Raw genomic sequence first — 26,489 nt, 5'->3', positions numbered from 1 at the left:
TCCGCTAATTGCGGGTGCCGTCATGCCGGAAGCCACACCTAATCAACCGATTCGTCTGAATTTCAACACCCGCCGCGCGCTGCTGTTCGCGCTGACGGCCGAGCGCTTGTCGGCGTTCTACGAGCATGGGCAATGGATGACGGACAAGCAGGGGGCGACGCTGGCGCAGATGTGGCTATCGCGCTCGAAGCTGCAACTGCCGCTCGACGAGCGGCGTCTGCTTTCGTCGCTGAGCGACGACTTCGCGCGCGAACTGGCCGGTACGCTCTCTCGTGAAGCCGGCCTGTACACCGCACATGAAATGACGGAATCGCTCGACGCGGACTACGCTTACGCGTCGGTCGTGGCGCAGGATCTGCTGGAGGATTGCACGCGACGCCTCGTCGAGGCGGGCATCACCGAGTAAAACGGCACGGATGGAGGCGCCGCGCGGACGCATCACTCCGAGGCATCACTCCGAGGCATCACGCGCGTCTTGAAAATCGACGCGCGTCGCCTGCGGTTGCCTCGTCTGGAAGGGTCAGGCGACGATGCCGCGCTCTTGCACGAGCACCCACGGCGCCACGACGACGGCCCACAATTCCGGCGTACGTGCGGCGAAATCGGCGGCTTGTTCGGCTTGCATGCGCTGCACCATGCCGGACGTCAACCATTGCGTGACGGTCGTCTTGTCGTCATTAGCGACGGCTTCGGCGACCGAGACCAGATCGACGCCGGGCGAGACGAACAGCAAGACACCGCGCGCGAAGAACGATTCCAGATCCTTCCAGTCGATCTTGGCGGTTTCGCCGAGCAGGCGCAGGTAGACGTCGCTGGCCTGTGCGGTTTGATCGGTGTTGGCGGGCATGGCGGAATCGGAGGGTTTGGAAGAATCCATGACGGCGGGCTTCGGGACGAAACAAAAACCCGCATTGTAATGCGCCCCCGGCGAGCGCGACGGTGGTAGCATCGGAACCCCGCGTGTGGGCCGATGTCGCAGTGACATGGCACGGCCGCCGCGAGGTGGCTAACGTTTTACCGAGGAACCGCATGTCCAAACAAAAAACCGACCCCAAGCTGGAACAGGCCCTGACGCGCGGCGATCTCGCCATGCGCCAGATCAACTCCGCCCGAGCGACAGCGCTGCTGCGTGCCCTTGGCGAGATGATCGTGGCGGCGTCGGCGACGATCGGCGTCGAGGCGGTGGTAGACGTGCCGAACGGCGACAAGGTCTACGATCCGGAAGACGGCGTGTGGCCGCAGGCGCTCGTGCTGTCGTTCGACGGCCCCATCGAAGACGCGGAAGAAGAAGAGTTGCGCACCGTGCAACTGATCGCGGACAAGCATCCCGAGACGTTCCAGGTCGTGTGGCATCGTGCCGACGGCAAGATGGGCCGCCACGAAGCGCGTCCGCTCGCGATGGTCGCCTTCCTGACCGACGTCGAAGTGCCCTGGCTCGACGACGACGCCTGATCGCACGGCACCGGTGACGTCCACACGCTGTCGTCCGTATGAAGCAGGGCGGCATGATGGCCGCGCCTCGCGTCACGAACGCGTGCCCGGACAAACCAAAACCGCCGCCCGAGGTTCACCCCCGGGCGGCGGTTTTCGTTTGTTGCCGGACAGCGGTCAGGAGTCCGATGGCGATGCATGCCGCACCAATCGCGCCCGCGTAGGTAAGTCCGTCCCCCAAGAGAAAAAAGCCGAACACGGTGGCGAACAGCGGATCGCTTGTCTCGATGATCTGCACTTTGCTGGCTTGCCCGCGCTCGACTGCACGCGTCGTGAAGTAGAAGCCGCCGATCGTCGGCAGCAGGACAAGCGCACCGAGTGTCGCCCATTGCATGCCGTCGGGCACCGTGAAGCCCTCCTGAATCAGCGGCAGAAGCAGGAACACGCTTCCAAAGCCGAATAGCCACACCAGTTGCGGCAGGCCCGCACCGGTACGAAACCATTTCGAGAAGAAGATGAACAGGGCGTAGCCGCAGCCACCGGCCAGTGCCAGTCCGATGCCGGACGCCGTGCCACTGACATCGCTCTCGGAAAAGCTCATGATGCCAACACCGGCAACGATCGCTGCGAACGCAACGATCTTTCGACGGGTGAGTCGCTCGCCGAGATAACGTCCGGCAAGCACGACGGTTGCGCCGCCAGCGGCATAGGTCAGGAAAGAGACGAGCGGAATCGATGCTTGGGAGAACGCTTTCGTCTCGAAGAAATAAAGACAAAAGATCCCGAGAAACGCGAGGCATGCAAGCTGCGGCCAACGCGACGCGAGCCTGACGGTGCGGGTGCGATGTTCAGGTCGGCAGGCGCAATACGCCGACACCAGCACGAGCGCGCCGAAGCACTTCCAGAAGGCCACCGACGCCGTCGTCGCCCCCTGTTCGAACGCCGTTCGCGTGAGTACGCCGATCGTCCCGTTGAGAACGGCGGCCGTCAACGCGAAAACCTCCGATGCGTAGCGGTTTGCGTTAAGCCAACGGCGCGGGTAAAGCGACTCCATGATCCCTCCGACGCGCATCGTCATCGACGCGATCGCTCGTCACGTCGTCGATACGCATGACGCCTCGGGGGGAAAGCGATGCTCAAAAATCGAGTCGGGATTGTGCCAGCAGACGGTGAGGCGCGTGTCGAAATGGCCTCACGAACGAGAAGATTTCAGAATTTACGGAGGCTCCGGCCCCCCGGAGCCATCCGTCACACACAACGCCACGTCACGTCACGTCACGTCACGACAACTTAAATCGATGCCAACGCGAACGTGCTACCTGTCGCGATCTTGTCGACGGCGCCGCCTCGCTTGAAGTGCAGGGCGTCGAACTCGCCGAGTACCGTGGCGCTATCGCCATGCACGTGTAACGCCACGCCCTCGGGAATCGCGACGACACCTTCGTCCGGATTGATCGCCAGATACTCCGCCAGACGCTCCTCACGCGACTCGCCGTTGTGACCCGCAGGCTTGCCGCTGATGAAGTGCGGGTTCACCTGAAACGGCACCACGCCCAAGGCCTTGAGCGTCGGCGGCTCGACGATCGGCATGTCGTTGGTCGTGCGGATGGTCGGACACACGACGTTCGCCCCGGCACTCCAGCCCACATACGGCATGCCCGCGTTCAGACGCTCACGCAGCAATCCCACAATGCCCGCGTTGTACATGCGATCGAGCAGCACGAACGTATTGCCGCCGCCAATCACCACGGCTTCCGCCTGCTCGACGGCCGCACGCGCGTCCCGGTAGCGATGGATGGACTCCAGCTCGTAGCCGAATCGCTCGAAGGACGGCTTCACACGCGACTCATACTCGTCGAAGCTAAAGGTGATGCCGCCCGCATAGGGCACGAACAGCACGCGCTTCGCGCGGCCCTTGAGCACCGCATTCACCTGATCCTCGGCATGTTCCAGATAGGCCGATTGACCCTTGCGGGAACTGCTCATCATCAAGATCTGTTTCACGACGCTTGCCTCCTTGGGCGGATGGTCTTGGGGGGAGTGCGCACTCGGCGAAAGCATCGAGTGTACCCGTCGCCGGAACGGACAAAATCCCCCCGCCCACGCCAGCCCCAAACGTCCTCATTCGACCGCCCGCATTTCTCATAAAGTGAAACGTCATACCGAATGCTGCAACTGCACACGAAAAAATGACGACCGGGCGCAAAGCCTCGCCGCGTCGATGTCATACGCAAACCCTTATGCCACCTATAACCTGCGGTGGTGCCGGGACTCGAAATACCGGGTTTCCGAGTGACCGGAGAAGGATTACACTCAGACTCTTATATAAGACTGCCCCTTAACGTCTGTCCTCCTGACGATCGGTCCGTCGCGAAATGCGTCGGACACCCGGCAAGAAGGCAGACGGAGTCGCGTCAACCTGGTTTTCAAACTCGAGTACAGCATCATGACTTCCACTTCCCAGCGTGGCGGCCTGACGGTCGCAGACAATCTGATCGCGTTCATCGAAAAGGAAGCCCTGCCGGGCACCGGCGTCGATGTCGACGCGTTCTGGAAAGGCTTCGACGCCATCGTCCACGACCTCGCCCCGAAGAACCGCGCCCTGCTCGCCGAGCGTGACCGTCTGCAAGGCGAACTCGACAACTGGCACCGCGCCAACCCGGGCCCGATTGCCGATGCTGCCGCCTACCGCGCCTTCCTCGAAAAGGTCGGCTACCTCCTGCCCGCACCGGCCAGCGTGAAGGCCACCACGGCAGACGTCGATTACGAAATCGCCGAGCAGGCCGGCCCGCAGCTGGTCGTGCCCCTGTCGAACGCCCGCTATGCCCTGAATGCCGCCAACGCGCGCTGGGGCAGCCTGTACGACGCCCTCTACGGCACCGACGCGATCCCCGAGACCGGCGGTGCAGAGAAGGGCACCGGCTACAACCCGAAGCGCGGCGAACTCGTGATCGCCTTCGCGCGCGGTTTCCTCGATCAGGCCGCACCGCTGGCAGAAGGCTCGCATAAGGACGCCACCGGCTACAGCGTCGAGAACGGCAAGCTCGTCGTCACGACGACCAACGGCAAGACGGGTCTCGCCACGCCGGCCCTGTTCGTCGGCTTCCAGGGCGACGCCGCCGCGCCCACAGCCGTGCTGCTCAAGCACAACGGCCTGCATTTCGAAATTCAGTTCGACGCCAGCCATCCGATCGGCAAGACCGACGCCGCCCATATCAAGGACGTGCTCGTCGAAGCCGCCGTCACGACCATCATCGACTGCGAAGACTCGGTCGCGGCCGTCGACGCCGACGACAAGGTCGAGCTGTACCGCAACTGGCTGGGCCTGATGCAAGGCACGCTGACGGAAGAAGTCGCCAAGGGCGGCAAGACCTTCACGCGCCGTCTGAACGCCGATCGCGAATACACCGGCGCCGACGGCAAGCCCGTGAAGCTGCATGGCCGCTCGCTGCTGTTCATTCGCAACGTCGGTCACCTGATGACCAACCCGGCGATCACCGACCGCGAAGGCCGTGAGATTCCGGAAGGCATTCTCGATGGCGTGGTCACGGTGCTCGCCTCGCTGCACGACCGCAAGCATCGTCTGAATTCGCGCACGGGCTCGATCTACATCGTCAAGCCGAAGATGCACGGCCCGGCCGAAGTGGCCTTCGCCGACGAACTGTTCGGCCGTATCGAAGACCTGTACGCCCTGCCGCGTAACACGCTCAAGATGGGCATCATGGACGAGGAACGCCGCACCAGCGTCAACCTCTCGGCCTGTATCGCAGCGGCCGCCGCGCGCGTGGCGTTCATCAACACGGGCTTCCTCGACCGCACGGGCGACGAAATGCACACCGCGATGGAAGCCGGTCCGATGATGCGCAAGGGCGACATGAAGTCCTCCGCCTGGATCACGGCTTACGAGAAGAGCAACGTGCTCGTGGGTCTCGCCGCGGGCCTGCGTGGCCGCGCGCAGATCGGCAAGGGCATGTGGGCCATGCCGGACCTGATGCACGCGATGCTGGAACAAAAGATCGCGCATCCGAAGGCTGGCGCGAACACCGCATGGGTGCCGTCGCCGACCGCCGCCACCCTGCACGCGCTGCACTATCACGTTGTCGACGTGCAGGCCGTTCAGCAGGAACTCGAAAAGATCGATTACGCGAAGGAGCGCGATGCGCTGCTCGCCGGTCTGCTGACGGTGCCGGTCGTGGCGAAGGCCGAATGGAGCGCCGACGATATCCGCAAGGAAATCGAAAACAACGCGCAGGGCATTCTGGGTTACGTCGTGCGCTGGATCGATCAGGGCGTGGGCTGCTCGAAGGTGCCGGACATCAACGACATCGGCCTGATGGAAGACCGCGCCACGCTGCGTATTTCGAGCCAGCATCTGGCGAACTGGCTGCGCCACGGCGTGATCACGCGCGAACAGGTCGAAGAGACGATGAAGCGCATGGCCGCCGTGGTCGACAAGCAGAACGCCGGTGACAAGCATTACGTGCCGATGGCGCCGAACTTCGAGACCTCGCTGGCATTCAAGGCCGCCAGCGCACTGGTGTTCGAAGGGCTGACGCAACCGAATGGCTACACCGAACCGCTGCTGCATAAGTACCGTCTGGAACTGAAGGCGAAGCAACGCGGTTGATGGACGAAGCCGATCCCGCCATGCAGCACGGCAGGATCGGCGCATGGAACACGGCGCCCGGCGGCTCTCCACCGCCGGGCGTTTTTTATCGGCCGTCAATCACCTCGAACCCCTGCTGCCGCATGGTATCGACCGTGCGCTCGTAGAATCTGCGTTCGTCGGCGTCCGCCGGCGGGTGATCTTTGAAGATTTTGACCTCATACCCGGCATTCTTGACGTCGCCCGCCAGAAGGGAGACCCCCGAGTCCGCACCGAAACACAACAGGCTGCCTCCGCAGCCACCGGGGCGATTGGCGATCTCCAGCGCGTAGAGAAAGAGGTTTTTGCCCGACTGCGGCATGACCAGCTTGCGCGCGTATTTGTCGCGGCTCCATTCGCCGTCCCTCGTATCGACCACAAAGGTGTGATGACACGGTGAGTTGAACTCATCGTCTTCCGCAACGATACATCCCGTGCTCATCCCGAGATCTCTGGCGATGTCGTAGACCACGCCGATATTCTCGGTGGTCCCCCGGCTGACAACGACGATCTGCTGCCCATGCTGGCTATCGCGCTGCGCTTCCAACTCCCGTCGCATCGACTGCTTCAATCCTTGAGTATCTGCGTACGAGTTCCAGTGAAAGCCCTGAACGACAATGAGATGCGTACCGCAGAGCATGCGAATGAATTCGCGTTCGTAATCAGCGTCGGTTTTCCGACCCGCTGGCGCCGGTGACGACAACGTCAAAGGCGGCGATACCGTTTGTTGACCGATGGGATCCATAAGGCGACTCCTTTCAAGAGTTACGAAGGTCATCCAGAAGGCAGCCCGACACGACAGGTGTCAGTTGACGAGACCGCCCGGTGCGCGAAGGCGTTGGACAAGAGCGATCACGGTCATCGCGCGGGCCCAGTGTGAGCGCGTACGCATTGCAAGGCCTTTCAATAATGGCTCCGCGCCGTGCCCGTATTCGCCCAACGCCTGGGGACGAAAGCGATCGATGGTCGGCGAGCCGAACGCGTCTCGTCGGGACTTATCACCGCTCGCCTGACCGGGTAACCTGTCAGGCGTCTTCGTTTTTGTGAGGAGCCGGCTGCGCATGGATGCCATCGATCCCGCCATCGCCCTGCAACGCGCCGAACGGCGCGCACTCTCGTTGCTTCTCGTCGCGCTGGCGATCTTCATCGCCACGCTCTTCATGCCGGTGCACTTCCTCACCGGATGGATTCGCGCGGCGGCCGAAGCGGCCATGGTCGGCGGGCTCGCGGACTGGTTCGCCGTCGAAGCGCTGTTCCGGCGCATTCCGATCCCCGGCCTCTCGCGGCACACGAACATCCTCATCCGCAAGAAAGACGCCCTCGGCGACGGCCTCGCCCGCTTCGTGCGCGAGAAGTTTCTCGATACGCCGTCGGTGGTGCGTCTCATCGAACAGCAGAATCCGGCGGACGCCCTCACGCGCTGGCTCGGGTCGTACGAGAACACGCGTCAGTTGAGCGCCGTGCTCGTGAAGGTCACGAGCGGTGTGCTCGACGTGATGGACGAGCGCAACGTGCAGGCCTTCATTCGCCGCGCACTCGACACAATGATCGACCGGCTCGATCTGTCGCAGTCCGCCGCAGCGATTCTTGACACGCTCACGCGCGATGGACGCCATCAGGCCCTGCTCGACGAGACGCTCGACTATCTCGTCGAGTTGCTCAACGAGCCACAGACGCGCGAGTTCATCTCGGCGCGCATCGTCGAATGGCTCAAGGCCGATCATCCGAAGAAGGAAAAGGTGTTGCCCTCGGAATGGATCGGCAACAAGGGCTCCGACATGATCTCGGCGGCAGTCACGCGCCTGCTCGCGCAGATGGAGGCGGACGAGTCGCACCAGTTGCGTCAGGCCTTCGATCGCGCGGTGGCGGGGCTGATCGAGCGACTGAAGCACGATGCCGAATTTCAGGCGAAGCTCGACGGCTTCAAGACGCAGTTGAAAGGCGACACCGCGCTGAACGCCTACGTGGGCGGCCTGTGGAACGAATGGCGCAGTTGGGTGAAGCGGGATCTGGCACGCGACGACTCGGTGATCGGCGCGAAGATCACGGGCGCGGCGGCGTGGATCGGGCAGGAACTCGCACGCAGCGAGTCGTTACGAAAGGCGCTCGACGCGCAACTCCGAGATGCGGCCGAGCGCATGGCCCCGGGTTTCGCCGACTTCGTGACGGAACATATCCGCGCAACGGTGCATGGCTGGAACGCGGAACATCTGTCACGGCAGATTCGACTCAGCGTGGGACAGGACCTGCAATACATCCGCATCAACGGCACGCTCGTGGGCGGATTGATCGGCGCCGTGCTGTATCTGGTGGCGCAGGCGCCGGTGTTGCTTGCGCGCGCCGGTTAGCAATAGCGGCGCCCGCTGTCTTCTGCACGCCATGGCCACACTGGCGCCGTACAGCCACGTTCCCTTAACTCATCTTTCGCCATTTGTTCCTGGCGCCGTCCCCAAGAAAATCGCCGATCTTTCCCAACCAGCGAGCGTCGTTCTGAGGAAAGTGGGACGTGATGTCAGGCGCCGTGTCGTAGAAGCATTTCGGATCTGTCGAGGTGTGCTCGCCCTGATATCCGTTGACATGCGCATGCGCCATCGTCTGGATATGCGTGTACTGCAAGAATTGCTCCACCAACGCGTCTCGTTTGTCCGGCGCCATGAATTTCGTCTCGACGAACACGGAATGATCGCCATGCCACGCCTCGGCAACGGAAGTCATGGCATCTCCACCCCCGTATGACAGCAGCGCCCCCGAACTGGGGTGCAATGCCTGCATCGTGCCAAATACGTCGCGCTTACCTTCCGGCGTTTGCGTCGGCGCGCCAGCCTCCGCGCTCGCTATGACAATCTCCTGATCCCAGCATGGTGTTTGCGGCCGAGGATCGGCACTCTCATAGACCGCTAGCGTTCCGATGCCCAGCTCCCTTGCGACCCTGAGCGCCTCGCGGCCGATGCCGTCGCCGGTCGGATTCGCCGCGATCGTGAAAGTCCCGCGCTGGTCCCGGAGTCTTAAAAAATCGTCACGCATGGTATGGATCAGATTCCATCGGGTGTATCCATGGGCCTGCGGCCATTCACCCACGACCGCCACGGAAGGTCCGAACAAGAGAACGTTCAGCAACCGATCATTCAATTCGTTATCCGTTCGGACGAGATCCGCCGACGAAGGAGCGGCCTCGGCCCTCACGCTCGCGGTGTAGCTGACTTGACCAATTTCCATTGAAGTTCTCCTGACGGGATGGGGAGGAGGGAAGCGATATTCCAGCGCTTTCAACATGAGGAATCGACATGCCGCCCCCGCTAGATAGGCGACGCGTTTCATCGTGCGTGACGGTACAAACATAGGAAATGATTCGGCTGGCGCTTTGCAGAATTCGCTCATGCAACGCTCGCTGGCAAAGGTGAGTGCCAAGCGGGGCAAGACGGTGTCCCCGTGTTCGCTCATGTCACACCGGCCGGCTCAGCCCACTGTCGGCCACACGCAACGCTCAAGACATCACCCTGCATTGGGGCATCCCCCCAGTCTCCATGCGGCCTGCGCGCTTATATCGATTCAATTTATCGATATATAAAAAATCAAAATTATATTTATACAAGCCCCTTCCCTATAGTTCGGTCCGAACCGCGCCAACTCTCGCAAGCGCGCGGACAGACCTTAGAGAAAGCCACACCTCATGAAGACCACGATTCTGGCCCGTCTGGGCCTTGCCGGCTTTGCCGCAGCAATGGGACTCGGCGCGAGCGCCGCACACGCACAGAGCAACGTCACGATTTACGGCCTGATCTCGGGCGGCGTGGGTTACGTGAGTAATCAGGGCGGCAGCAAGACGTGGCAGGCACTCTCGGGCACCAACCAGAATCCGCGTTGGGGTTTCCGTGGTTCGGAAGACCTCGGTAACGGCAACAAGGCCATCTTCACGCTCGAAGCCGGCTTCAACATCATGAACGGCACGGGCGCCCAGAACGGCCGCGCCTTCGGTCGCCAGTCGTTCGTCGGCCTGACGAACAAGACGTGGGGTACCTTCACGCTGGGTCGTCAGTACGACACCATTCACGATTACGTCGGCCCGATCATCATTTCGAGCAACGGCGTGAACATCGGCGACAACGACAACGGATACAACGACATCCGTATGCAGAACTCGGTGAAGTGGGTCAGCCCGACCGTCGGCGGCTTCCACGGCACGGCGCAGTACGGCTTCTCGAACTCCGCCACCGGTTTCCGCAACAACAACGCCTACAGCTTCGGCCTCGGCTACAAGTACGGCAACTTCGACTGGAACGCCGCCTACGCGCAATACAACAACCCGTTCAGCGGCACCAACAACGACGGCGCCATCGCCAACGATTACGCCAGCCCGCTGCTGATCTTCTCGAAGAGCGCCACGCGTGCCAACGTCTTCGCGAGCCAGCAACGCATCTTCGCCACGGGCGGCTTCTACCGCTGGGGCCCGGCGCTTATCGGCGCCATGTTCTCGGACGTGAACTACACGTACCTCGACAACTCGCACCTGCATCTCCAGAACTACAACCTGACGCTGAACTACAACATCACGCCGGCGCTCGTGCTGGGGGCCGCGTACGGCTTCACGGCAGGCAAGTACGACGTGATCAACACGCGTCCGCAATGGCATCAGGTCAACCTGCAAGCCGACTACTGGCTGTCCAAGCGCACGGACGTCGCCCTCACGCTGAACGCCCAGCAAGCCGCCGGTGACGCAAAATATGCGCAACTGTTCGGCTACGCCGCATCGAGCACCAAGCGCCAGATGGCCGTGACGCTCGGCATGCGTCACACGTTCTGATAGCGGCAGACGACAACCAACGATAGCCAACGATACGCAACGACACGTCGCGGGTAAGCCCTGCGACGTCTCCACCCGCAAGACGATCAGTTCGACCCCATGACGACAATGAACGAACCGAACCTCACGCCCGACCTCGCCGCTACGCTCGATCACGACGACGCTCGCCATCGCAGCCGTCGCAGCTTCCTGCGCACGTCGCTCGCGGCATCCTTCGCCACACTCGGCGCGACCGGCGCCGGCACGGCGCTGGCGAAGATGACGTCGACCGAAGGCGCGTCGCCGCTCAGCGCAGAAGGCTCGCCGCGCCGTACCGTCATCATCGACTGCGACCCGGGTCAGGACGACGCCATCGCCATCCTCTTCGCCCTCGGCGCACGCGAGCAGATCGACCTCAAGGCGCTCACCGTCGTCGGCGGCAACGTGCCGCTCGCCCTCACCGAGCGCAACGCCCGTATCGTGCGCGACTGGGCCGACAAGACCCGTGCGCTGCCGGTCTACGCCGGCTGCCCGAAGCCCCTCATGCGCGATCTGGTCACGGCCGCGAACGTCATGGGACGCTCGGGACTGGACGGCGTGGAACTGCACGAGCCGCGCGGCCCGCTGGAAAAGCCGCACGCCGTGACGTATCTCATCGACACGCTGCGCGCCGCCGCGCCGGGCAGCATCACGCTCGTGGGCATCGGTCCGCTCACCAACATCGCCACCGCGTTGACGGCTGCCCCCGAGGGCGCCAAGGCCATTCGCGAGATCGTGGTGATGGGCGGCGCCTGGTTCGAGCGTGGCAACTACACGCCGGCCGCCGAGTTCAACATCTTCGTGGACCCTGAAGCCGCGAGCATCGTGCTCGGCGCGGGCGTGCCCGTGACCGTGGTGCCGCGCGACGTCAGCCTGAAGGCGCTCATCACGCCGGAGCGCATCGTGCCGTTCCGCGCGCTGAAGAACCGCTGCGGCCCCATCGTCGCCGACATTCTCGCGGCGGAAGTGGCGTATCAGAAGCGTCGCCGTGGTGTGGAAGAAGCGCCGATGTACGACCCGTGCACCATCGGGTATCTGCTCGATCCGACGATGTACGGCGGCCGCCGTGTGAACGTGGCCGTGGAGACGACGGGCCAGCTCACGCTGGGCGAGACGGTGGTGGACTGGAACGGCCGCACGAAGCGCGCAGCGAACGCGATGTGGCTCACCGACATCGACGCCGACCGCTTCTACGACATGCTGCTGGAACGCATCGCACGTCTGCCGTAATCACGCGCAGCGACACGCGGGGCAGCGTATCAAGGACGGACAACGCGGTGGTCGGCAACGGCCACCGCGTTTTGCATGACGGGCAGGGACGTTAGCGCTGCGGGCAACCGCGAGCGGCAGCGAACGATTGACCTCGCCGGAGAAGACATCACGTCGCGAGATGCGTCGCGATCCAGTCCCGGCAAGCGCTCACCTGCGGGCCGCGCTCCTTGCCGACGAGCGACATCAGCGCCACGGTGCGGGTCACGCGAGGGGCGATGACGTCGAGCGCGACGAGCGCCGGATCGTGCAGATGCAGCGTGTAGAGCCGGGGCAGGATCGCGAGCGCGAGGCCGCTGCGCACCAGTGCGTAAAGCGGCTCGGTGTACTCCATGCGGTACTTCGGTTCGAGCCGCAGATTTTGCGAGCCGCCCGTGCGTTGCAGCGAATCGCTGACGTTGCCGCGCACGAACACGGCGAGATCCCGCTCCGTCAGTTGGGCCCAGTTGACGGCCCCCGCCGAGGCGAGCGGATCGTCATGCCGGGCGACGAGCACGATTTCGTCGTCGAACAGATCGTCGCAGCGAAAGCCTTCGGTATTGGCGGCATGACCGGCTTCGTCGGCCTCGTCGCGAATCCCGACGCCGAGGTCGATTTCGCCTCGGGCGAGCGCCGCGACCAGTTCGCTGTTGGGCAAGTCGGAGAGTGCGAACCGCACGTTCGGATGCGCCTCGCGCAGGCTGCCGAGCACCGGCAGCAACCGGGCGGCGACGGACGGAATGAAGCCGATGCGCACCGTCTGCGCTTGCAGCGTGAAGGTGCTCGTCATGTCGTCGAACGTGCCGCGTGCCGCGTTGAGCAGACGTTCCGCGAGCGGCAGGATGGTCGTGCCGGCATCGGTCAGCGTCAGGCGGTGCGCGGAGCGCTCGAACAGGCGTCCGCCCAGCAGGAACTCGATCTGGCGAATGGCGGCGGTGAGTGCCGGTTGCGTGACCGAGAGCGCCTGCGCCGCCTGCGTGAAGCTGCGCGAGTGGGCGAGCGCCACGAAGTACTGGACCTGACGCAGCGTCAGCGCGGGCAGGGGAGCGATCGGCGGCGGCACTGGCTGCGCCGGGGCGGCGGCCGAAGCGACGGGCGCCTCCGCAGCCTTGGCGGCAGACGTCGCACCGGCCTTGGCCGCAGCGTTCTCGGTACGACGGGACGAAGTGGCCATGGCGCGCTCCTGAAGTTGCGTCTCGGGTTGTATCGTCGTCTGCCGTTTCGGCGCGTGCAGGGCGCGCAACGTGACGGCAGGACAACAGTATCGCGGCACCGCAAGCGACCGGATCGCCCGGAAATCCATGCACGCCGTGAAGAATAGATTCGAATTATCGAATCATAAGTAATTTCATTTTTTATTTATAGTCGGGCGCACGTAAAGTGCCACGCAAAGACCTTCTATCCTTGGCTTATGCAGACCTCTTCTCCTGAGCGCAACACGGCACACGCGGCCCCCGCAACGCAGGCAGCGCCTTCGGGTGGCTGGCTGGAACGCCGCTTCGCCATCGGCCGTCGCGGCTCCAGCGTGCGCACGGAAGTGCTCGCCGGCATCACCACGTTCCTCGCCGCCGCCTACCTGATGGTCGTCATCCCGTCGCTGCTCGCCACGGGCGGCATGGACCGTGGCGCGGCCACCACGGCTGTCATGCTGGTGTTCGTGCTGTTCTCCCTGCTCATGGGCTTCTACGCGAACCTGCCGTTCGTCGTCGGCCCCGGCATCGGCGGCTCGGTCATCGTGGGCGTCACACTCGCCGCGACCGAACACGTGGCCTGGCAGACGGGCATCGCCATCGCGTTCCTCTCGGGCGTGCTGTTCCTGCTGCTGACCGTGATCGGTGCGCGCAGTGTGGTGGCGCGTCTGATTCCGACGGCCATCAAGCTCGGCCTCGGCGCCTCCATCGGGCTGTTCATCGCGGTGCTCGGCGTGCGCAACGCCGGGATGGTCATCGCCAACGCCAAGACGAATGCCTTCGCGCTGGGCGACTTCAGCAAGCCGGGCACGATCGTCGCACTGATCGGCCTGGGCGCCGCCGTGCTGCTGCAAGGCCGCAAGGTGCCGGGCGCGATCCTCTGGTCGATCCTGATCGCCGCACTCGCCGGCGTGCCGCTCGGTGTCACGAAGGTGCCCGAATCGTTCATCTCGCTGCCGCACAGCATCGCACCGGTGGCGTTCCAGCTCGATCTCAAGAGCGCCCTGACGATCTCGGCGCTGCCGTATCTGTTCGCGTTCTTCGCAGCGGAATTCTTCTCCACGCTCGGCACGACGCTCGCCGTCGGCGGCAAGGCCGGTCTGCTCGACGAGCACGGCAACATGGAGAACATCAACCGTCCGTTCCTCGTCGATTCCATCGCGGCAACGGGCGGCGCGTTGCTGGGCATTCCCGCCCTGACCGCGCTGGTCGAGTCGGCAGCGGGCGTGGAAGCGGGTGGCCGCACCGGCCTGACGTCGGTGGCCGCCGCCGTGATGTTCGCGCTGGTGTGCTTCTTCGTGCCGGTGGCGCTTGCCATTCCGAAGGAAGCCACGGCCCCCGCGCTGATCCTGATCGGCCTGTCGATGTTCAGCACGATCCGCCATGTGCCGTTCGACGACTTCAGCGATGCCTTCCCGGTGCTCGCGATGGTCCTGCTCACGTTGCTCTCGAACAGCTTCGGCACCGGTATCGCGGGCGGTCTGCTGTGTTACGTGCTGGTCAAGGCGCTCATGGGCCGTTTCAAGGAACTGCCGTGGGGCCTGTACGTGCTGGCGCTGCCGCTGGCGTATTACTTCTGGACGGTCGTGGGGCGTCACTGACCGACTGCCGGACATTGCCGGATCAAGGGACGACGGACCGCGCACGAGCGTCGAAGACCCGATCCCGCACCGACGTCCCCGCTTCACCGATGCCATCAACAACATCAGACGTTATGACAGAGACACCGGGCCACGTGCCCGCCGCACGCACCGGCGTGCAGATTCAGGAGGCGCATCGCACGTTCTTCCATGCGATGCCGAAAGTCGAACTGCATTGCCATTTGCTGGGCGCGGTGCGTCACGACACGTTCGTGGCACTCGCCGAGAAGTCGAACGCGCCGCTCGAACGCGCCGAGATCGACGCCTTTTACACCCGTGGCGAAAAGCCCATCGGCGTGCTGCGCGTGTTGCGCGCGCTCGACGAGTATCTGCTGACGTCGCCGGACGATCTGCACCGCATCACCTACGAGTATCTGGCGGACGCCGCCGCGCATAACGTGCGCTACAGCGAGTTCTTCTGGAACCCGACCGGCACCGTGCGCACGTCCGGCATTCCCTACGCGAGCGCGCAAGACGGCATCGTCGCGGCGATTCGCGACGCCGAACGCGATCACGGCATCGTCGGCCGTCTTGTCCCGAGCATCGACCGCGAAGCCGATGCCCGCGAAGCCGTCGAAATGGTCGAGTGGATGCGTACGCATCGCGCCGACGAAGTGATCGGTATCGGCATCGACTATCGCGAGAACGACCGGCCGCCGGAACTCTTCTGGAAGGCCTATCGCAACGCGCGTCTCGCCGGCTTCAAGACGACGGTGCATGCCGGCGAATTCGGCACGCCCTGGACGAACGTCGAGACGGCCGTGGAGCTGCTCAAGTGCGATCGTATCGACCATGGCTACACCATCGTCGACGCGCCGGATTTCGCGCGCGAGTGTGCCGAGCGCGGCATCGTCTTCACGATCGTGCCGACGAATTCGTACTACCTGCGCACGCTGACCCCGGAGCGCTGGGCCGAAGATCACCCGATCCGGCGCATGCCCGGCCTTGGCCTGAAGGTGCATCCGAACACCGACGATCCGACGCTGCACAAGGTCAATCCGGCGCAGGCGTGGGAATTGATGTACAGCCACTTCGGCTTCTCGCTCGACGACCTGCGCGGCTTCATGCACAACGGGCTCGACGGCGCGTGGATCGACGACAGCACACGTCAGGACTGGCGTGGCCGTTTCGCAGCGGACTTCGACGCGGCACGCAACGTGCTCAACGATTCGCTCGCGGCCTGACACCGCCGCCAACCGCTTTTCCTTGGTCTCACCCGACCTTCAGCCGCCTTCGGGCGGCTTTTTTTTCGACACGATTTGCGTGAATTCCACAGCCGGGAAATATCGGCGGCTTTGCGCATGATTCACCCCAAAACCCCGAGCTTGTCTATTCGCGGTGACAGTCACCCGATAACATGCGCCGCTCTTATCGAAACGAGCCGACGAGCGCGCCATGCCACACACTTTTCACACGACGCAAGATGACGCGGCGCCTGCCAGCGTGTCGGCGTCGCCATCACTAACGGCGACACTGTCGCAACGCCGGCTGAACGACTTTCTCGACGTGCTGGGTCAGCGCTTCGGTCTGTCCGGTCTGCAATCGCGCGACGTTCCCGGTGCCGGCGTGACGCTGGAGAACGGCGACATGGCCTACTTCCGATCCAACGGCACGCTCGACACGTTCGATCTCTATTTCCGCATCGACATTCCCCCGTCGATGTCGGGTCGTGCCGATCTGATTCCATCGATAACGAGACACTGCTTTTCAGGAGACGAGCCGCTTGCGCTGCTTTCCGTTCAGGCGCCGGAGGGCATTCTGTTGTTCGGATGCAGGGAAATCGAATATGGCGCAATGCCTGACGCCTCGGCGCGCCGGCTCGATGCCTGCTTCTCCGACTACACCACATTGATCGGTTTTTTGAGAAACGAGGTTCATTGATTCATGTTGTTGACAGTGCAGTCCGACATTTCACGCGTCCGCTCGGCGGACAACCTGCTGGAACTGGCGATGGGCGCCCGCTTCCTGAGCCGGGCAAGCGTGGCGAGCGAATTCGACAACCGTACGCTGGAGCAGCACGTGCAGATGGCGCCGGAGCGGCCCATTCCGGCATTGCGCATGCACGCAGGCCTGCGAGCCCGTACCGATTCGCTGGAATCGTTGCCGGACAGCAAGACGTTCGAGGGGTATCGCAACACCGAGGCCGGCCGCAATCTGTTCGATTGCGAGCCGTACTATCCCAAGGCTGCCGCGCGCGTGGAGTTCGAGCGCAAGCTGGGTCAGACGTTGTGCGACGAACCACAGATCCGCGATATCGCGCGACGCATTCGCGAGCTGACCGGCACGCCCATGCGTTTCGACGATTTCGGTGAGACCGCGCAGGCCAAGATTCTCAGTGAGCGGGTGGGCATCGGTGGCGCAGACGAATGCGTGAGATCCGAGAACACGCTCGATGCCCACGTGCTGGCCACGCTGATCAAGGCCGAGGCGCCACACTACGACGATCCGGTCGCGCCCAATCCGAAGCGCCGCCGCAACATGTTCAACGCGGCGCCGCATCCTGAAAATCCCATGCATCCGTGGAATCTTCGCGAGTTCGACGTGCCGATCGCCGAGATCAAGTCACCCAAGCAGATGCCGGACCGCATCCGGCAAATCATGCAGACGCGCTGGGACACCCTCCGCAGCGGAGCGGGCAGCGAGTCCACGTTCGCCGCGCTCGTCGAGGATGCAGGCGTGGCGCGTGTTTATCGTGAGGCCGGGTTCGCTGCGACCGGCGATGCCGTCGCGTACATGTTCCAGTGCACGCCCGACGAACGCTCCCGGTTGCTGCATGACCTGCTCGACATCACGTGGAGTACGGCGAAATACACCGGAGACGAAGCCAACGGCCGCGATCTGAGTCCGATCGGGTCGGACGTGCGTCAGCATCGCACCGGGGATCGCTCGAACATGGTCAGGACCTCGGATCGCAACGATCCGCAGATCGCGAAATTCGCGCTCGGGGCCATCGTGCACGACAAGCCGGTCATCTCGGGACCCAGCGGACATACGCTGCGTTATCTGAACCACTACGCGCAGTGCCGCGAGATGGCGGCTTACGCGGGCGATGTCTCCGACTGGCCTTCGCTTGCCGAAGCCCGCATGGTGATGATGGCGAACCTGATGCCGCCCAAGGACCACCACTCGTATCACGAGATCATGGCCGCTTCGATTGGTGTGACCGACGGCAGCGAGATGCTGCATTACCGCGATCGGGCCACCTATGCAGACCTGAACGACACGCCGCTCGGCGCGGCGATGCTCGATCGCCTGAAGGAAGATGCGCGGCGGACTTCCGTGACGAATAGCGCCGCCTGAGTCAGGGTTCGGGCGACGCATCGTCGATGCATATGCATGCGTCGCCCGTTGGTCACGTGCTCATCCCTGAGACTCGTCGCCCGAACTCTCGCTCTCGGTATCGAGCGAATAATCCAGCACGACCGGTGTCCCATACGCTCGCAGCAAATGCGGCGCGTGCACAAAACGCTCGGCAATCGTTTGCGCCCGCTGTGCGGCTTCGGCGGGTGTCCCTGCCAGCGTCGCCTGCGCAATGTGCTGGACTTCGTTGGCAAACGCCATCCCGATACGCCGGCTGCTGCGGTGAAGCACGAATCGCGCGTTGGCCGGATCGAACAGACCGCCATGGGTGCGGCTCTCGGCTTCGACTTCCGCGCACGCCGCGCACGGCACGAAGCGGCCCGCCATCGGCACCACGATCAGCGCATCGGGACAGAGATGCAGACGCGTCACCGCTGCGCGATGCCAGCGCTCAGCGTTCCCCGCAATGGCCGACTCGATGCACTGCTCGGCGTGCATCGTTTCCGTCACGCCGGTCGGTAACGCCGCGAGCCTCGGTGTGTCGCGCATGGGCGTGTGCACCACGACATCGGTGAATTGCGGGGACTCGCTGGCGGCATCCCGCAGCACTTTGCGCAACGTCTCGAATGCGTCGTCGAGTTGACGAAGCGCGTTGTGCGTACCAGTCACACCATCCGCCGGCAAGCCGACTCCCTTCTCCACTTCAGCACGTGCCGCCATACGCATGTGCTCGAAACCCCGTCCCTGCACATACCGATGCCGGAGCTTGGCGATATCTCGCACTCGTCGGGACATCACCATCGCGAGCCAGTTGCGCTCGTCGCCCGGGGCAACTCGGCGCGGCGCGCCTGACATGAGCGCATCGTCCGTCAGCGCGAGATGCAGCGCGTCGCAAATGCGGTCCGCATGGAAATTCGACGCGATGTGCAACCGTCCGCCAAAGACACTCACCTGAACTTCCAGCGGGTCGACGTGCAGGCGTTCGCGCATCGTCATGTTCACGGCGATGGCGATGTGTCGCAACGACTGTGCGACGCGGTCGAAGCCGAGATAGCGCTTGGGGCGCGGAGGCGCGATGGGTCGGCGCGGGATTCGGGACGCTTCCTCGGGCGTCAGGCAGTAGTACCTCCCCGCGGACGGCGCAGGGGTGGGCCGCGCGACGTGTCGTGGGACGTCGATCTCAAGCGCTCGCGCCGCCTGCACCGCACGTGAACGGACCCCAGTCAGTGCAAACGCAAAGGCGTGCGCGGTGCGCTCGCTTTTTGCCGGAGCGCTATGGCGACGGGAACGGGAGAGAAGACAAACGTCATGTGGCAACGACATGCACGAGTGGATATTGGGCATTGGGGACAGGGGGCCGAGGCATTGGGGGGTGTCGGGCGGCCAATGCTGTCGTCCCTGACGTCCGCTTATTGCCGGTATGCAGAGGCGGTATGGCCGGTGTTGCGCCCGAGTCGGCGCGTCGCACGCTCAAGGGGCTGCGAATTCTATGAGCCCGTTTCCGGTAACGCTTCTGTATTTCGATGTGCGACTGTGGCGCGGCGTCCCAGTCATGGGCGCACGACAGGGGACATCCATGAAAAAAGCCGCCAACCCTTTCAGGCTGGCGGCTTCGCATCGCTTGGGGTCGATGCGTGGGTGCTGCGGTACTGCTGTACTACCGGGGGGTGCGGCAAACCGTGTCGATTACGAACGGCTGTCTTGTGCGAACACGTTGCGATCGCTCAGTTGGGCGCGCACGTCGGCACGAGTCAGCGGCGCGGCTTGCGTTTCGACTTGCGCCTGGGCTTGTGCTGCCGTGACCAGCGGTGCGCCGGTTTCGGTCTGGTTCAGTTGACCGCTGGCGGCGGCTTGCACCAGCTCGGCACGCACTTCGGCGCGGCTGACCTGGCTTTGCGTGGCGGCCTGGATGTCGGGGGTGTTGTCGTTGTAACGGGCATCGGCGAAAGCGGAAGCCGAAACGAACGAAGCGGCGGCGACAACGGCGGCAAGGATACGGGTGTTCATGGTGAGACTCCTGTCAATTAGATAGATAACTTCGGGTTGAGCTAGCGTTCGGGGCATCATCAGCGTCGAGGCCGGGGGGCACTTCGTTTTGCTGCGTTGCGGTGTCCGTCGCGTTGGCATGAGTGAATCTTAGGGAAAACCCGTGGTTTTTTCGCAACTGAACGTCTACGAAATGCAACCGATCGTCCGATTCGAAAAATCTATTGAAAATCAGGTATTTAGTGCCGTTAAACCGAATGTACGGCGCGCATTCGGGGCATTTTTGGACGGTTTTGGCGGGGCATGACGCCATGCGCAACAGCGTCTTTGACCGAATGGGGTTTATCGCGAAGTGCGTCAGCAGTAGAGTGACAACATGATGAAGTCAACCGACATCGTGGCTCGCAGGGTGCGCCGCACCGCGGACGATGCCGGTAGTAAGTCACAGGAGCGTTACCATGGCTGCCCTCGGTTCTTTCCTTTTACTGGCGAGCGCATCGTGGCTCACCGCGTCGTATCTGCGCAGCCGCACCGCTCGTTCGCGCCGTCAGCAGGAAGCTCGCGTGCGCGTGAAGTCTCGCTGAGCGTCGTCAGACGCCACAAAGGCAGCAAGTCACGACACGGCGGATCGCCGGTTTCGGTCGAATCGCTCGTCTAGCACGACGAATCGACGAAAACATCGTTGGATTATTTCGTTTTCAGCAATGCGTCCTTATCAAGGAACGCGTTTTTCTCCTGGTTTCGCGAGCGTAGATTGGCGGCAATGACGGCGCCCATCGTGGACGTCTCGCCAGACAGGAGAAATGAAAATGAAACACGCGCTGATCGCTTCGACTTTTGCCGCCGCATTGCTGAGTGCAGGTGCCATGACCGGCGCGAACGCTGCCGAGAATACGCAACCGGCTGCCCAGGCACAGCAAGTGCAGACGCAAGCACAAACGCAAGTGCAGGTTCAGGCACAACCGGGTCCGGTGGCCGCCCAGCAGGGTTCGGTCGTCTCGCCCGTGTACGAAGTCCCGGGCCGCGTGAATCGCGCCGGTTCGATCTACTTCGGCCAGTAAGCCCTGACGCCGCCTGTCAAACTGCGACACTGCGACACTGCGTGCGGCACAAAAAAACGGCAAGCCGGGGAGCCATCCGCCGGCCTGCCGTGTTCCCGTTCCCGGGATCTCACCCCCAACGTGATCTTGTCCTTCGGCGGCTTTTCGTCGCTTCGGGCACGTCCTGCGCGTCCTTCCCGCGCTTCAATACGTCCGCTTCATCGCCCTCGCGCACGCGGCAGACAGACATCCCACCACCAGCACGTACACCGCGATCCACCAGGGTTTGTGGCCACCGTATTCGAGCAGTGTTGCCGCCACCAGCGGTGTGATCGAGCTCGAGACGATCCCCGAGACCTGATAGACGACCGAGATGCCGGTATAGCGCACCCGCGTGTCGAACAGCTCACAGAACATCGACGCCTCCGGGCCGTACACGAACGCATACACCCCCCCCAGAGGCACGATCACCGCGAGCGATACCCACCAGACGTTCGACGAGTAATGCATCACCGCCAGCGCCGGGATCGACGACACCCCGCAAGCCAGCGCCCCTGCCGCAAACACGCGGCGTCGCCCGACGCGATCCGAAAGCTTCGACGCATACGGGATCGTCACGACCAGCACGAGTGCCGCGAGCGTGACGGCCAGCAGGATCGGCGTTTTCGGAAAGTGCAGCGTGCCGACGAGATAGGAGATCGCAAACACGGCATAGACGTTGAACACCACGCCATCGATATAGCGCGCACCCCAGCCGAGCAGAACATTGCGACGGTAATCGCGCACGATCTCCGAGAGCGGCACATGCGCGACGTGCTGACTGTCCTTGATGCGGGCGAACTCGGGCGTCTCCAGCACCCGCAGCCGGATGAACATGCCGACGGCCACGAGCACCAGACTGAGCATGAAGGCCAGACGCCATCCCCACGACATGAATTGCTCGTCGGTCAGCGTGGACGAGAGCAGGGCGACGACCCCCGTCGACAGACAGAGGCCGACAGCCAGCCCGATCTGCGGATACGCCGCGAACTGTCCGCGCTTGTCGCGCGGCGCGTACTCGAACGCCATGAGCACCGCGCCGCCCCATTCGCCGCCGAGCCCGATGCCTTGCAGCAGCCGCAGGAACAGCAGGATCAACGGCGCGGCAATGCCGATGCTGTCGTAGGTCGGCACGAGGCCGATGAGGAACGTGGACACGCCCATGATGGTGAGCGTGACGATGAGCAGCGGCTTGCGTCCGAGCCGGTCGCCGAAATGGCCGAAGAGAATGCCGCCAAGCGGACGTGTGGCGAACCCCACCGCGTAGACGGTGTACGCGAGCGCCGTTGCGACGAAGGCATCGCCGCTCGGAAAGAAGAGTTTGTTGAAGACGAGTCCGGTGATGGTCCCGTACAGAAAGAAGTCATACCACTCGACGGTCGTGCCGATCAGGCTGGCCAGCGCGACCGTGCGCACCGCTTTTTCGGCATTGACGGCATCGCGCGCGCCAACGCCGGTGAGAACCTGTTCCATTGCGCCTCCTGTTGATGCGCCGCGCCCCGGCGGCGCGCTGCGACGCACCGGTCTTTGCCGGGCGTCTGTCTCCTGGATGTCTTGGTGCCGCGCATGCCGAGGGTTCGGTGCGCGGCTATCGTTTTGATGATGGATGCTGCGGGGACTGCGGGTAAGACGCGAAAACACTCATGCCGCCACGACGGCATGACAACGGCAACCGCTACGACTGCGACAACAACGACCTCCAACGCGACGTCGCAACGTCGCAACGTCGATCAGACCCTTTCAGGCAGCCGCGCCGATGAAATTGCGGCCGCGCGGACCGTCGAGTGCGGCGGCGATCATCTGCGCGGACTCCGGCTCGCTCACGCCATAGGCGGAAAATTCGGTCGCGACGCCCAGCCCGTTCAGGAACGCCGTGAGCGCGTCGGGGGCACCGTCGATATCACCGTCGAAGACCTGTGCAAGCACGGCGTCACGATCGGCGCGTCTGCCGATGGCCAGACGCATCACCGCTGGCAACGTGAACGAGCAGGCAATGCCGTGCGGCAAGCCGTGGCGAATCGTCATGTCGTATGAAATCGAGTGCGCAAGCGCCGTCTTCGTATTCGAGAACGCCATACCCGCCTGAAGCGCGGCAAGCGCCGCCTGTGTGCGCAATGTCATGTCGTCGAGCGAGGCCATCAGTTGTGGCAGCACGCGCATCATTTCGCGTGCTGCCGTCACGGCGAATGTGTCGGAGACGGGATTCGCATTGACGTTCCAGATTGCTTCGAGCGCATGCGAGAGCGCGTCGAGACCACTTTGCAAGGTGACGGCGCGCGGCAGCGAGCGGGTCAGACACGGATCGACGATGGCCGCTTCCGGCCACGTCTGCGTCAGGTGCAGCGAGTATTTCTTGCGCTTCACATGGCGGTCCCACAGCGTGGCCCACGGCGTGACTTCACTGCCGGTGCCCGCCGTCGTGGGAATCGTGATGAGCCGTTTGGTCCGCGTCGGTTCGAAGGTGCCGCCGGCATCGAGGGCATCGACCAGCGTGGCGAACCGGTCGTCGGCGCCCGCGACCATCAACAGCTTGGCCGTGTCGAGCGCGCTGCCGCCGCCCAGCGCCACGATCACCTCGCACTGCCCGTAGCGCCGCCAGAAGTCGCTGTACATCGGTGCCAGCTCGCGAACGTCCGGATTCGGGCTGACCTGATCGATGATCCCGGCAAGCCGTTGGCCGAGCAGCGCCTCGATCTGTCCGGTCATACCGAGCGCACGCGCTTCGGGCATGGTGACGAGCACCGCGCGGCGGTGGCCGACGAGATCGGGCAGATCGGCGAGCGCCCCCGCACCGAAGCGGACGTCGACCGGATTGTGGAAGCGTGAACGTGCAGTCATGGTGAGGAGCGTGCCGCGGCGTATCTGATGTCTCTGACGTTTCAGGACGCTGCGATCGATTGAGGAAGATTGAGCTGGATTATGGTGAGCGTCGTCCTATACTTCCAATTCACATTTTTTCGGCAATCTATTGGTAAAACCTATACCTCGTCACGGGAGCGTCACGCATGCGCATTACCCAGTTGCGGTCCTTTCATGCCGTCGCGCACCACGGCAGCGTCACGCGTGCGGCACAGGCATTGCATGTGAGTCAGCCGACGATGACGACACAGATTCGCGCGCTCGAAGAGACCTACGGCGTGGAGTTGTTCTACCGGCATGGACGCGGACTCACGCTCACGCCGACGGGCAAGGCGCTGTACTCGGTCAGCCTGCGCATCTTCTCGGACGAGGCCGAAGCGCTCGGCCTGCTCAAGGAACATGGCGGCCTGCGCACGGGGGAATTGCGTCTGGGGGCTGTCGGGCCGCATCACGCGATGGAGATCGTCGCGGCGTTCCAGCCACGCTATCCGGGCATTCGCATTTCCATGCGGCCGGGCAATTCAGAGGAGATGATCGAGAGTCTGCTGGCGTATCGCACCGACGTGGCCGTGCTGGCGCGTTATCACGAGGATGCGCGTCTGCACGCCGTGCCGTATCGCACGCATCCGGTCGTGCTGCTGGTGCCGCGCACGCACCGGTTCGCGCGACGTCGCAGTGTGAAGCTCGCCGAGTTGGCCGACGAACCGATGCTCATGCGAGAGCCGGGGTCGACCACACGTCACGCGCTCGAAGCGGCGATGCAGGACGCGGGCGTGTCGCCCACGGTGGCGATGGAGATCGGCAGTCGCGAGGCGATCCGCGAAGCGGTGATTCTGGGGTTGGGTATTGCGGCGGTGTCGGCGCGGGAACACACCCCCGACGAGCGGCTGGCCACCGTCGCGATCGGCGACGCGCGGGTGGAAACCACGACAGTCGTCGTCTGCCTCGCCGAACGCCGCGAATCGCGCGCGATCGCGGCGTTCATGGATGTCGTGGCGGGACTGGTGTGACGCAGCGCCGCGATGATGACGTCATCAACGTCATGCGTGCAGCGACACCTCGGGACACAACGGAAGACGAGGGCAGTCACGACGACCGCCCCCGGACGACATCGGCTTACAGGTACTGGCTGGCGGCGAGCACGATGGCGGACGCCACGAGGCAGTAGATGCCGAACAGATACCAGCGACCATGTTCGAGCCAGCGCGACAGCCAGCGCAGCGCCACGAGCCCGGCGAGGAAACTGAACACCATGCCGACGAGGCTCGGCGTGAGCACCGACATGAAGTGACCGGAGAAGGTCTGTGCGCCGCCCGACTTGTACAGACGGTACGCTTCCTTGACGATGACCGGCGGCGTGAGCACGACCGCCAGCGCGAAGCTGAATTCTTCGACGCGCACCTTGTCGAGCCCGCGCAGCATGCCCGTCGAGATGGTCGAGCCCGAGCGCGAGAAGCCCCGGAAGGGCAGGCAGATGCCTTGCACCGCGCCGATCCAGGCGGAATCCGCACCGCGCATCGGACGATCCCCCATCGGCGGACGCTTGCTGCCCGAAATCAGGATCAGAATGCCGGCCATCGCGAGGCCTGCCGAGATGATGTAGAGATTGCCGAACAGATGCTCGATTTCCGCATGCTCGGAGCCGCGCATCAGCACCTTCTCGATGAAGAACATCAGCGCCAGACCGATCACGCCGGTGAAGGCCGTCGCAATGATCACCTGCTTCGCGTTATGGATGAAATCGTACTTCGACGAGAAGTAGCGCTCGCGCCAGGACTTCCAGAAGTAGACGATGACGGCGAGCATCGTGCCGGTATGCAGCATGACGAGCAACAACGTCATGGCGGGCGTGGACGGGTCGAGCCCCATCAGCTTCTCGGCCATGATGACGTGTGCCGAACTCGACACCGGGAGCAGCTCTGCCACGCCTTGAACGATGGCGAGCACGAGCACTTGCAGATAATCCATGCGCAATCCTTGAGAAATGGGCAAGGACAGTACGCCGTCACCGTGACGATTGTGTGACAGTCACATGACGGCGGCACCGGTCGCCTGCCCTCGACCGAATGCCGCGCATGATACTCCGACAGACTTGGCAGAAAATGAGGTTGAGGATCCGTCCGGTCATCAGGGGCCGGGGCCGGAATGCCCGGCTCCGGCCGTCGTTGCGCCAGTTAAAACAATCGCGAATCCGACGCTGGCAAACACCCTGACTTCCGCATTTCCGCATGACGACGCGAGACACTCGCACCGACTGGCGCCATCGCGAGACGATGGACCGGGCGCAGGCCA

General features: G+C 63.6%; 24 protein-coding genes. 13 read left to right on the top strand and 11 right to left on the bottom strand.

From position 1 onward, the window contains the following. Positions 1 to 22: 22 nt before the first annotated feature. Entirely contained in the window at positions 23 to 406 is a 384-nt protein-coding gene (locus tag C5N93_RS19850) for a hypothetical protein (RefSeq protein ID WP_039394469.1), read from the top strand. Positions 407 to 520: 114 nt separating this feature from the next. Here the strand turns inward: C5N93_RS19850 and C5N93_RS19845 are convergent, their stop codons facing one another. Beyond that, positions 521 to 847, bottom strand: coding sequence for a DUF2288 domain-containing protein (locus C5N93_RS19845; protein ID WP_242560924.1), 327 nt, complete (start codon positions 845 to 847; stop codon positions 521 to 523). Between the two features lie 182 nt (positions 848 to 1,029). Between C5N93_RS19845 and C5N93_RS19840 the strand changes: the two genes are divergently transcribed. Beyond that, on the top strand, positions 1,030 to 1,452 hold the full coding sequence (locus C5N93_RS19840) for a hypothetical protein (RefSeq protein WP_069340517.1): 423 nt from the start codon (positions 1,030 to 1,032) through the stop codon (positions 1,450 to 1,452). A 115-nt stretch (positions 1,453 to 1,567) separates the two neighbouring features. Here the strand turns inward: C5N93_RS19840 and C5N93_RS19835 are convergent, their stop codons facing one another. Continuing rightward, positions 1,568 to 2,485, bottom strand: coding sequence for a DMT family transporter (locus tag C5N93_RS19835; RefSeq protein WP_242560604.1), 918 nt, complete (start codon positions 2,483 to 2,485; stop codon positions 1,568 to 1,570). Between the two features lie 236 nt (positions 2,486 to 2,721). Continuing rightward, on the bottom strand, positions 2,722 to 3,435 hold the full coding sequence (pepE, locus tag C5N93_RS19830) for a dipeptidase PepE (RefSeq protein ID WP_242560603.1): 714 nt from the start codon (positions 3,433 to 3,435) through the stop codon (positions 2,722 to 2,724). Between the two features lie 442 nt (positions 3,436 to 3,877). Here pepE and C5N93_RS19825 point away from each other — a divergent pair, with 442 nt between their 5' ends. Next, on the top strand, positions 3,878 to 6,058 hold the full coding sequence (locus C5N93_RS19825; RefSeq protein ID WP_242560602.1) for a malate synthase G: 2,181 nt from the start codon (positions 3,878 to 3,880) through the stop codon (positions 6,056 to 6,058). Between the two features lie 85 nt (positions 6,059 to 6,143). Here C5N93_RS19825 and C5N93_RS19820 read toward each other — a convergent pair whose 3' ends face one another. Continuing rightward, positions 6,144 to 6,821, bottom strand: a complete 678-nt coding sequence (locus C5N93_RS19820; protein ID WP_242560601.1) for a hypothetical protein — start codon at positions 6,819 to 6,821, stop codon at positions 6,144 to 6,146. A gap of 316 nt (positions 6,822 to 7,137) precedes the next feature. On the opposite strand from C5N93_RS19820, the gene C5N93_RS19815 reads away from it, so the two are divergent. Further along, positions 7,138 to 8,424 (top strand): DUF445 family protein, encoded by a 1,287-nt coding sequence (locus C5N93_RS19815; protein WP_277990379.1) that lies wholly within the window; start codon positions 7,138 to 7,140, stop codon positions 8,422 to 8,424. A 64-nt stretch (positions 8,425 to 8,488) separates the two neighbouring features. Here C5N93_RS19815 and C5N93_RS19810 read toward each other — a convergent pair whose 3' ends face one another. Beyond that, entirely contained in the window at positions 8,489 to 9,292 is an 804-nt protein-coding gene (locus C5N93_RS19810) for a hypothetical protein (RefSeq protein WP_242560600.1), read from the bottom strand. A gap of 454 nt (positions 9,293 to 9,746) precedes the next feature. On the opposite strand from C5N93_RS19810, the gene C5N93_RS19805 reads away from it, so the two are divergent. Beyond that, a complete protein-coding gene (locus C5N93_RS19805; RefSeq protein WP_242560599.1) occupies positions 9,747 to 10,877 on the top strand; it encodes a porin in 1,131 nt (376 codons plus the stop codon). A 258-nt stretch (positions 10,878 to 11,135) separates the two neighbouring features. Continuing rightward, complete coding sequence (locus C5N93_RS19800; RefSeq protein WP_150721087.1) at positions 11,136 to 12,125, top strand: nucleoside hydrolase; 990 nt, start codon at positions 11,136 to 11,138, stop codon at positions 12,123 to 12,125. A gap of 148 nt (positions 12,126 to 12,273) precedes the next feature. Here the strand turns inward: C5N93_RS19800 and C5N93_RS19795 are convergent, their stop codons facing one another. Continuing rightward, a complete protein-coding gene (locus tag C5N93_RS19795; RefSeq protein WP_242560598.1) occupies positions 12,274 to 13,317 on the bottom strand; it encodes a LysR family transcriptional regulator in 1,044 nt (347 codons plus the stop codon). 237 nt (positions 13,318 to 13,554) lie between these two features. Between C5N93_RS19795 and C5N93_RS19790 the strand changes: the two genes are divergently transcribed. The 4 genes from C5N93_RS19790 (at position 13,555) to C5N93_RS19775 (ending at position 18,273) form a co-directional block, all read left to right on the top strand. Continuing rightward, complete coding sequence (locus C5N93_RS19790) at positions 13,555 to 14,934, top strand: NCS2 family permease (protein WP_242560597.1); 1,380 nt, start codon at positions 13,555 to 13,557, stop codon at positions 14,932 to 14,934. Positions 14,935 to 15,047: 113 nt separating this feature from the next. Beyond that, a complete protein-coding gene (locus C5N93_RS19785; RefSeq protein WP_242560596.1) occupies positions 15,048 to 16,157 on the top strand; it encodes an adenosine deaminase in 1,110 nt (369 codons plus the stop codon). Positions 16,158 to 16,368: 211 nt separating this feature from the next. Then, positions 16,369 to 16,854, top strand: a complete 486-nt coding sequence (locus C5N93_RS19780; RefSeq protein WP_242560595.1) for a hypothetical protein — start codon at positions 16,369 to 16,371, stop codon at positions 16,852 to 16,854. A 3-nt stretch (positions 16,855 to 16,857) separates the two neighbouring features. Beyond that, a complete protein-coding gene (locus C5N93_RS19775; protein ID WP_242560594.1) occupies positions 16,858 to 18,273 on the top strand; it encodes a hypothetical protein in 1,416 nt (471 codons plus the stop codon). Between the two features lie 60 nt (positions 18,274 to 18,333). Here the strand turns inward: C5N93_RS19775 and C5N93_RS19770 are convergent, their stop codons facing one another. Both C5N93_RS19770 and C5N93_RS19765 read right to left on the bottom strand, forming a co-directional pair. After that, on the bottom strand, positions 18,334 to 19,296 hold the full coding sequence (locus C5N93_RS19770) for a hypothetical protein (RefSeq protein WP_242560593.1): 963 nt from the start codon (positions 19,294 to 19,296) through the stop codon (positions 18,334 to 18,336). Positions 19,297 to 19,959: 663 nt separating this feature from the next. Then, positions 19,960 to 20,280: a DUF4148 domain-containing protein gene (locus C5N93_RS19765; protein ID WP_242560592.1), complete on the bottom strand. Its 321-nt coding sequence runs from the start codon at positions 20,278 to 20,280 to the stop codon at positions 19,960 to 19,962. A 437-nt stretch (positions 20,281 to 20,717) separates the two neighbouring features. On the opposite strand from C5N93_RS19765, the gene C5N93_RS28370 reads away from it, so the two are divergent. Then, positions 20,718 to 20,843: a hypothetical protein gene (locus C5N93_RS28370; RefSeq protein ID WP_277990378.1), complete on the top strand. Its 126-nt coding sequence runs from the start codon at positions 20,718 to 20,720 to the stop codon at positions 20,841 to 20,843. A gap of 225 nt (positions 20,844 to 21,068) precedes the next feature. Continuing rightward, positions 21,069 to 21,320, top strand: coding sequence for a hypothetical protein (locus C5N93_RS19760; protein ID WP_242560591.1), 252 nt, complete (start codon positions 21,069 to 21,071; stop codon positions 21,318 to 21,320). A gap of 183 nt (positions 21,321 to 21,503) precedes the next feature. Here C5N93_RS19760 and C5N93_RS19755 read toward each other — a convergent pair whose 3' ends face one another. Together C5N93_RS19755 and psrA are read right to left on the bottom strand one after the other, a co-directional pair. Next, positions 21,504 to 22,811 (bottom strand): MFS transporter, encoded by a 1,308-nt coding sequence (locus C5N93_RS19755; RefSeq protein WP_242560590.1) that lies wholly within the window; start codon positions 22,809 to 22,811, stop codon positions 21,504 to 21,506. Between the two features lie 267 nt (positions 22,812 to 23,078). Beyond that, positions 23,079 to 24,176, bottom strand: coding sequence for an iron-containing alcohol dehydrogenase PsrA (gene psrA, locus C5N93_RS19750; RefSeq protein ID WP_242560589.1), 1,098 nt, complete (start codon positions 24,174 to 24,176; stop codon positions 23,079 to 23,081). A gap of 167 nt (positions 24,177 to 24,343) precedes the next feature. Here psrA and C5N93_RS19745 point away from each other — a divergent pair, with 167 nt between their 5' ends. After that, positions 24,344 to 25,207, top strand: a complete 864-nt coding sequence (locus C5N93_RS19745) for a LysR substrate-binding domain-containing protein (RefSeq protein WP_242560588.1) — start codon at positions 24,344 to 24,346, stop codon at positions 25,205 to 25,207. 106 nt (positions 25,208 to 25,313) lie between these two features. On the opposite strand, the gene C5N93_RS19740 is transcribed toward C5N93_RS19745, so the two are convergent. Beyond that, positions 25,314 to 26,165, bottom strand: a complete 852-nt coding sequence (locus tag C5N93_RS19740) for an undecaprenyl-diphosphate phosphatase (protein ID WP_242560587.1) — start codon at positions 26,163 to 26,165, stop codon at positions 25,314 to 25,316. Positions 26,166 to 26,489 lie beyond the last annotated feature (324 nt).

Origin of the sequence: Pandoraea sp. LA3, from assembly GCF_022696215.1 — a bacterium.
In the GTDB taxonomy this organism is placed as follows: domain Bacteria; phylum Pseudomonadota; class Gammaproteobacteria; order Burkholderiales; family Burkholderiaceae; genus Pandoraea; species Pandoraea capi.
Note: the sequence above shows the minus strand (reverse complement) of the source record. Positions and strands in the feature narration are given on the sequence as shown.

Bases quoted from the DNA above. Each gene is read 5' to 3' on its own strand.
- C5N93_RS19850 (WP_039394469.1), top strand. From the start codon at position 23: ATGCCGGAAGCCACACCTAATCAACCGATTCGTCTGAATTTCAACACC.
- C5N93_RS19845 (WP_242560924.1), bottom strand. From the start codon at position 847: ATGCCCGCCAACACCGATCAAACCGCACAGGCCAGCGACGTCTACCTG.
- C5N93_RS19840 (WP_069340517.1), top strand. From the start codon at position 1,030: ATGTCCAAACAAAAAACCGACCCCAAGCTGGAACAGGCCCTGACGCGC.
- C5N93_RS19835 (WP_242560604.1), bottom strand. From the start codon at position 2,485: ATGGAGTCGCTTTACCCGCGCCGTTGGCTTAACGCAAACCGCTACGCA.
- C5N93_RS19825 (WP_242560602.1), top strand. From the start codon at position 3,878: ATGACTTCCACTTCCCAGCGTGGCGGCCTGACGGTCGCAGACAATCTG.
- C5N93_RS19820 (WP_242560601.1), bottom strand. From the start codon at position 6,821: ATGGATCCCATCGGTCAACAAACGGTATCGCCGCCTTTGACGTTGTCG.
- C5N93_RS19815 (WP_277990379.1), top strand. From the start codon at position 7,138: ATGGATGCCATCGATCCCGCCATCGCCCTGCAACGCGCCGAACGGCGC.
- C5N93_RS19810 (WP_242560600.1), bottom strand. From the start codon at position 9,292: ATGGAAATTGGTCAAGTCAGCTACACCGCGAGCGTGAGGGCCGAGGCC.
- C5N93_RS19805 (WP_242560599.1), top strand. From the start codon at position 9,747: ATGAAGACCACGATTCTGGCCCGTCTGGGCCTTGCCGGCTTTGCCGCA.
- C5N93_RS19800 (WP_150721087.1), top strand. From the start codon at position 11,136: ATGACGTCGACCGAAGGCGCGTCGCCGCTCAGCGCAGAAGGCTCGCCG.
- C5N93_RS19795 (WP_242560598.1), bottom strand. From the start codon at position 13,317: ATGGCCACTTCGTCCCGTCGTACCGAGAACGCTGCGGCCAAGGCCGGT.
- C5N93_RS19790 (WP_242560597.1), top strand. From the start codon at position 13,555: ATGCAGACCTCTTCTCCTGAGCGCAACACGGCACACGCGGCCCCCGCA.
- C5N93_RS19785 (WP_242560596.1), top strand. From the start codon at position 15,048: ATGACAGAGACACCGGGCCACGTGCCCGCCGCACGCACCGGCGTGCAG.
- C5N93_RS19780 (WP_242560595.1), top strand. From the start codon at position 16,369: ATGCCACACACTTTTCACACGACGCAAGATGACGCGGCGCCTGCCAGC.
- C5N93_RS19775 (WP_242560594.1), top strand. From the start codon at position 16,858: ATGTTGTTGACAGTGCAGTCCGACATTTCACGCGTCCGCTCGGCGGAC.
- C5N93_RS19765 (WP_242560592.1), bottom strand. From the start codon at position 20,280: ATGAACACCCGTATCCTTGCCGCCGTTGTCGCCGCCGCTTCGTTCGTT.
- C5N93_RS28370 (WP_277990378.1), top strand. From the start codon at position 20,718: ATGGCTGCCCTCGGTTCTTTCCTTTTACTGGCGAGCGCATCGTGGCTC.
- C5N93_RS19760 (WP_242560591.1), top strand. From the start codon at position 21,069: ATGAAACACGCGCTGATCGCTTCGACTTTTGCCGCCGCATTGCTGAGT.
- C5N93_RS19755 (WP_242560590.1), bottom strand. From the start codon at position 22,811: ATGGAACAGGTTCTCACCGGCGTTGGCGCGCGCGATGCCGTCAATGCC.
- psrA (WP_242560589.1), bottom strand. From the start codon at position 24,176: ATGACTGCACGTTCACGCTTCCACAATCCGGTCGACGTCCGCTTCGGT.
- C5N93_RS19745 (WP_242560588.1), top strand. From the start codon at position 24,344: ATGCGCATTACCCAGTTGCGGTCCTTTCATGCCGTCGCGCACCACGGC.
- C5N93_RS19740 (WP_242560587.1), bottom strand. From the start codon at position 26,165: ATGGATTATCTGCAAGTGCTCGTGCTCGCCATCGTTCAAGGCGTGGCA.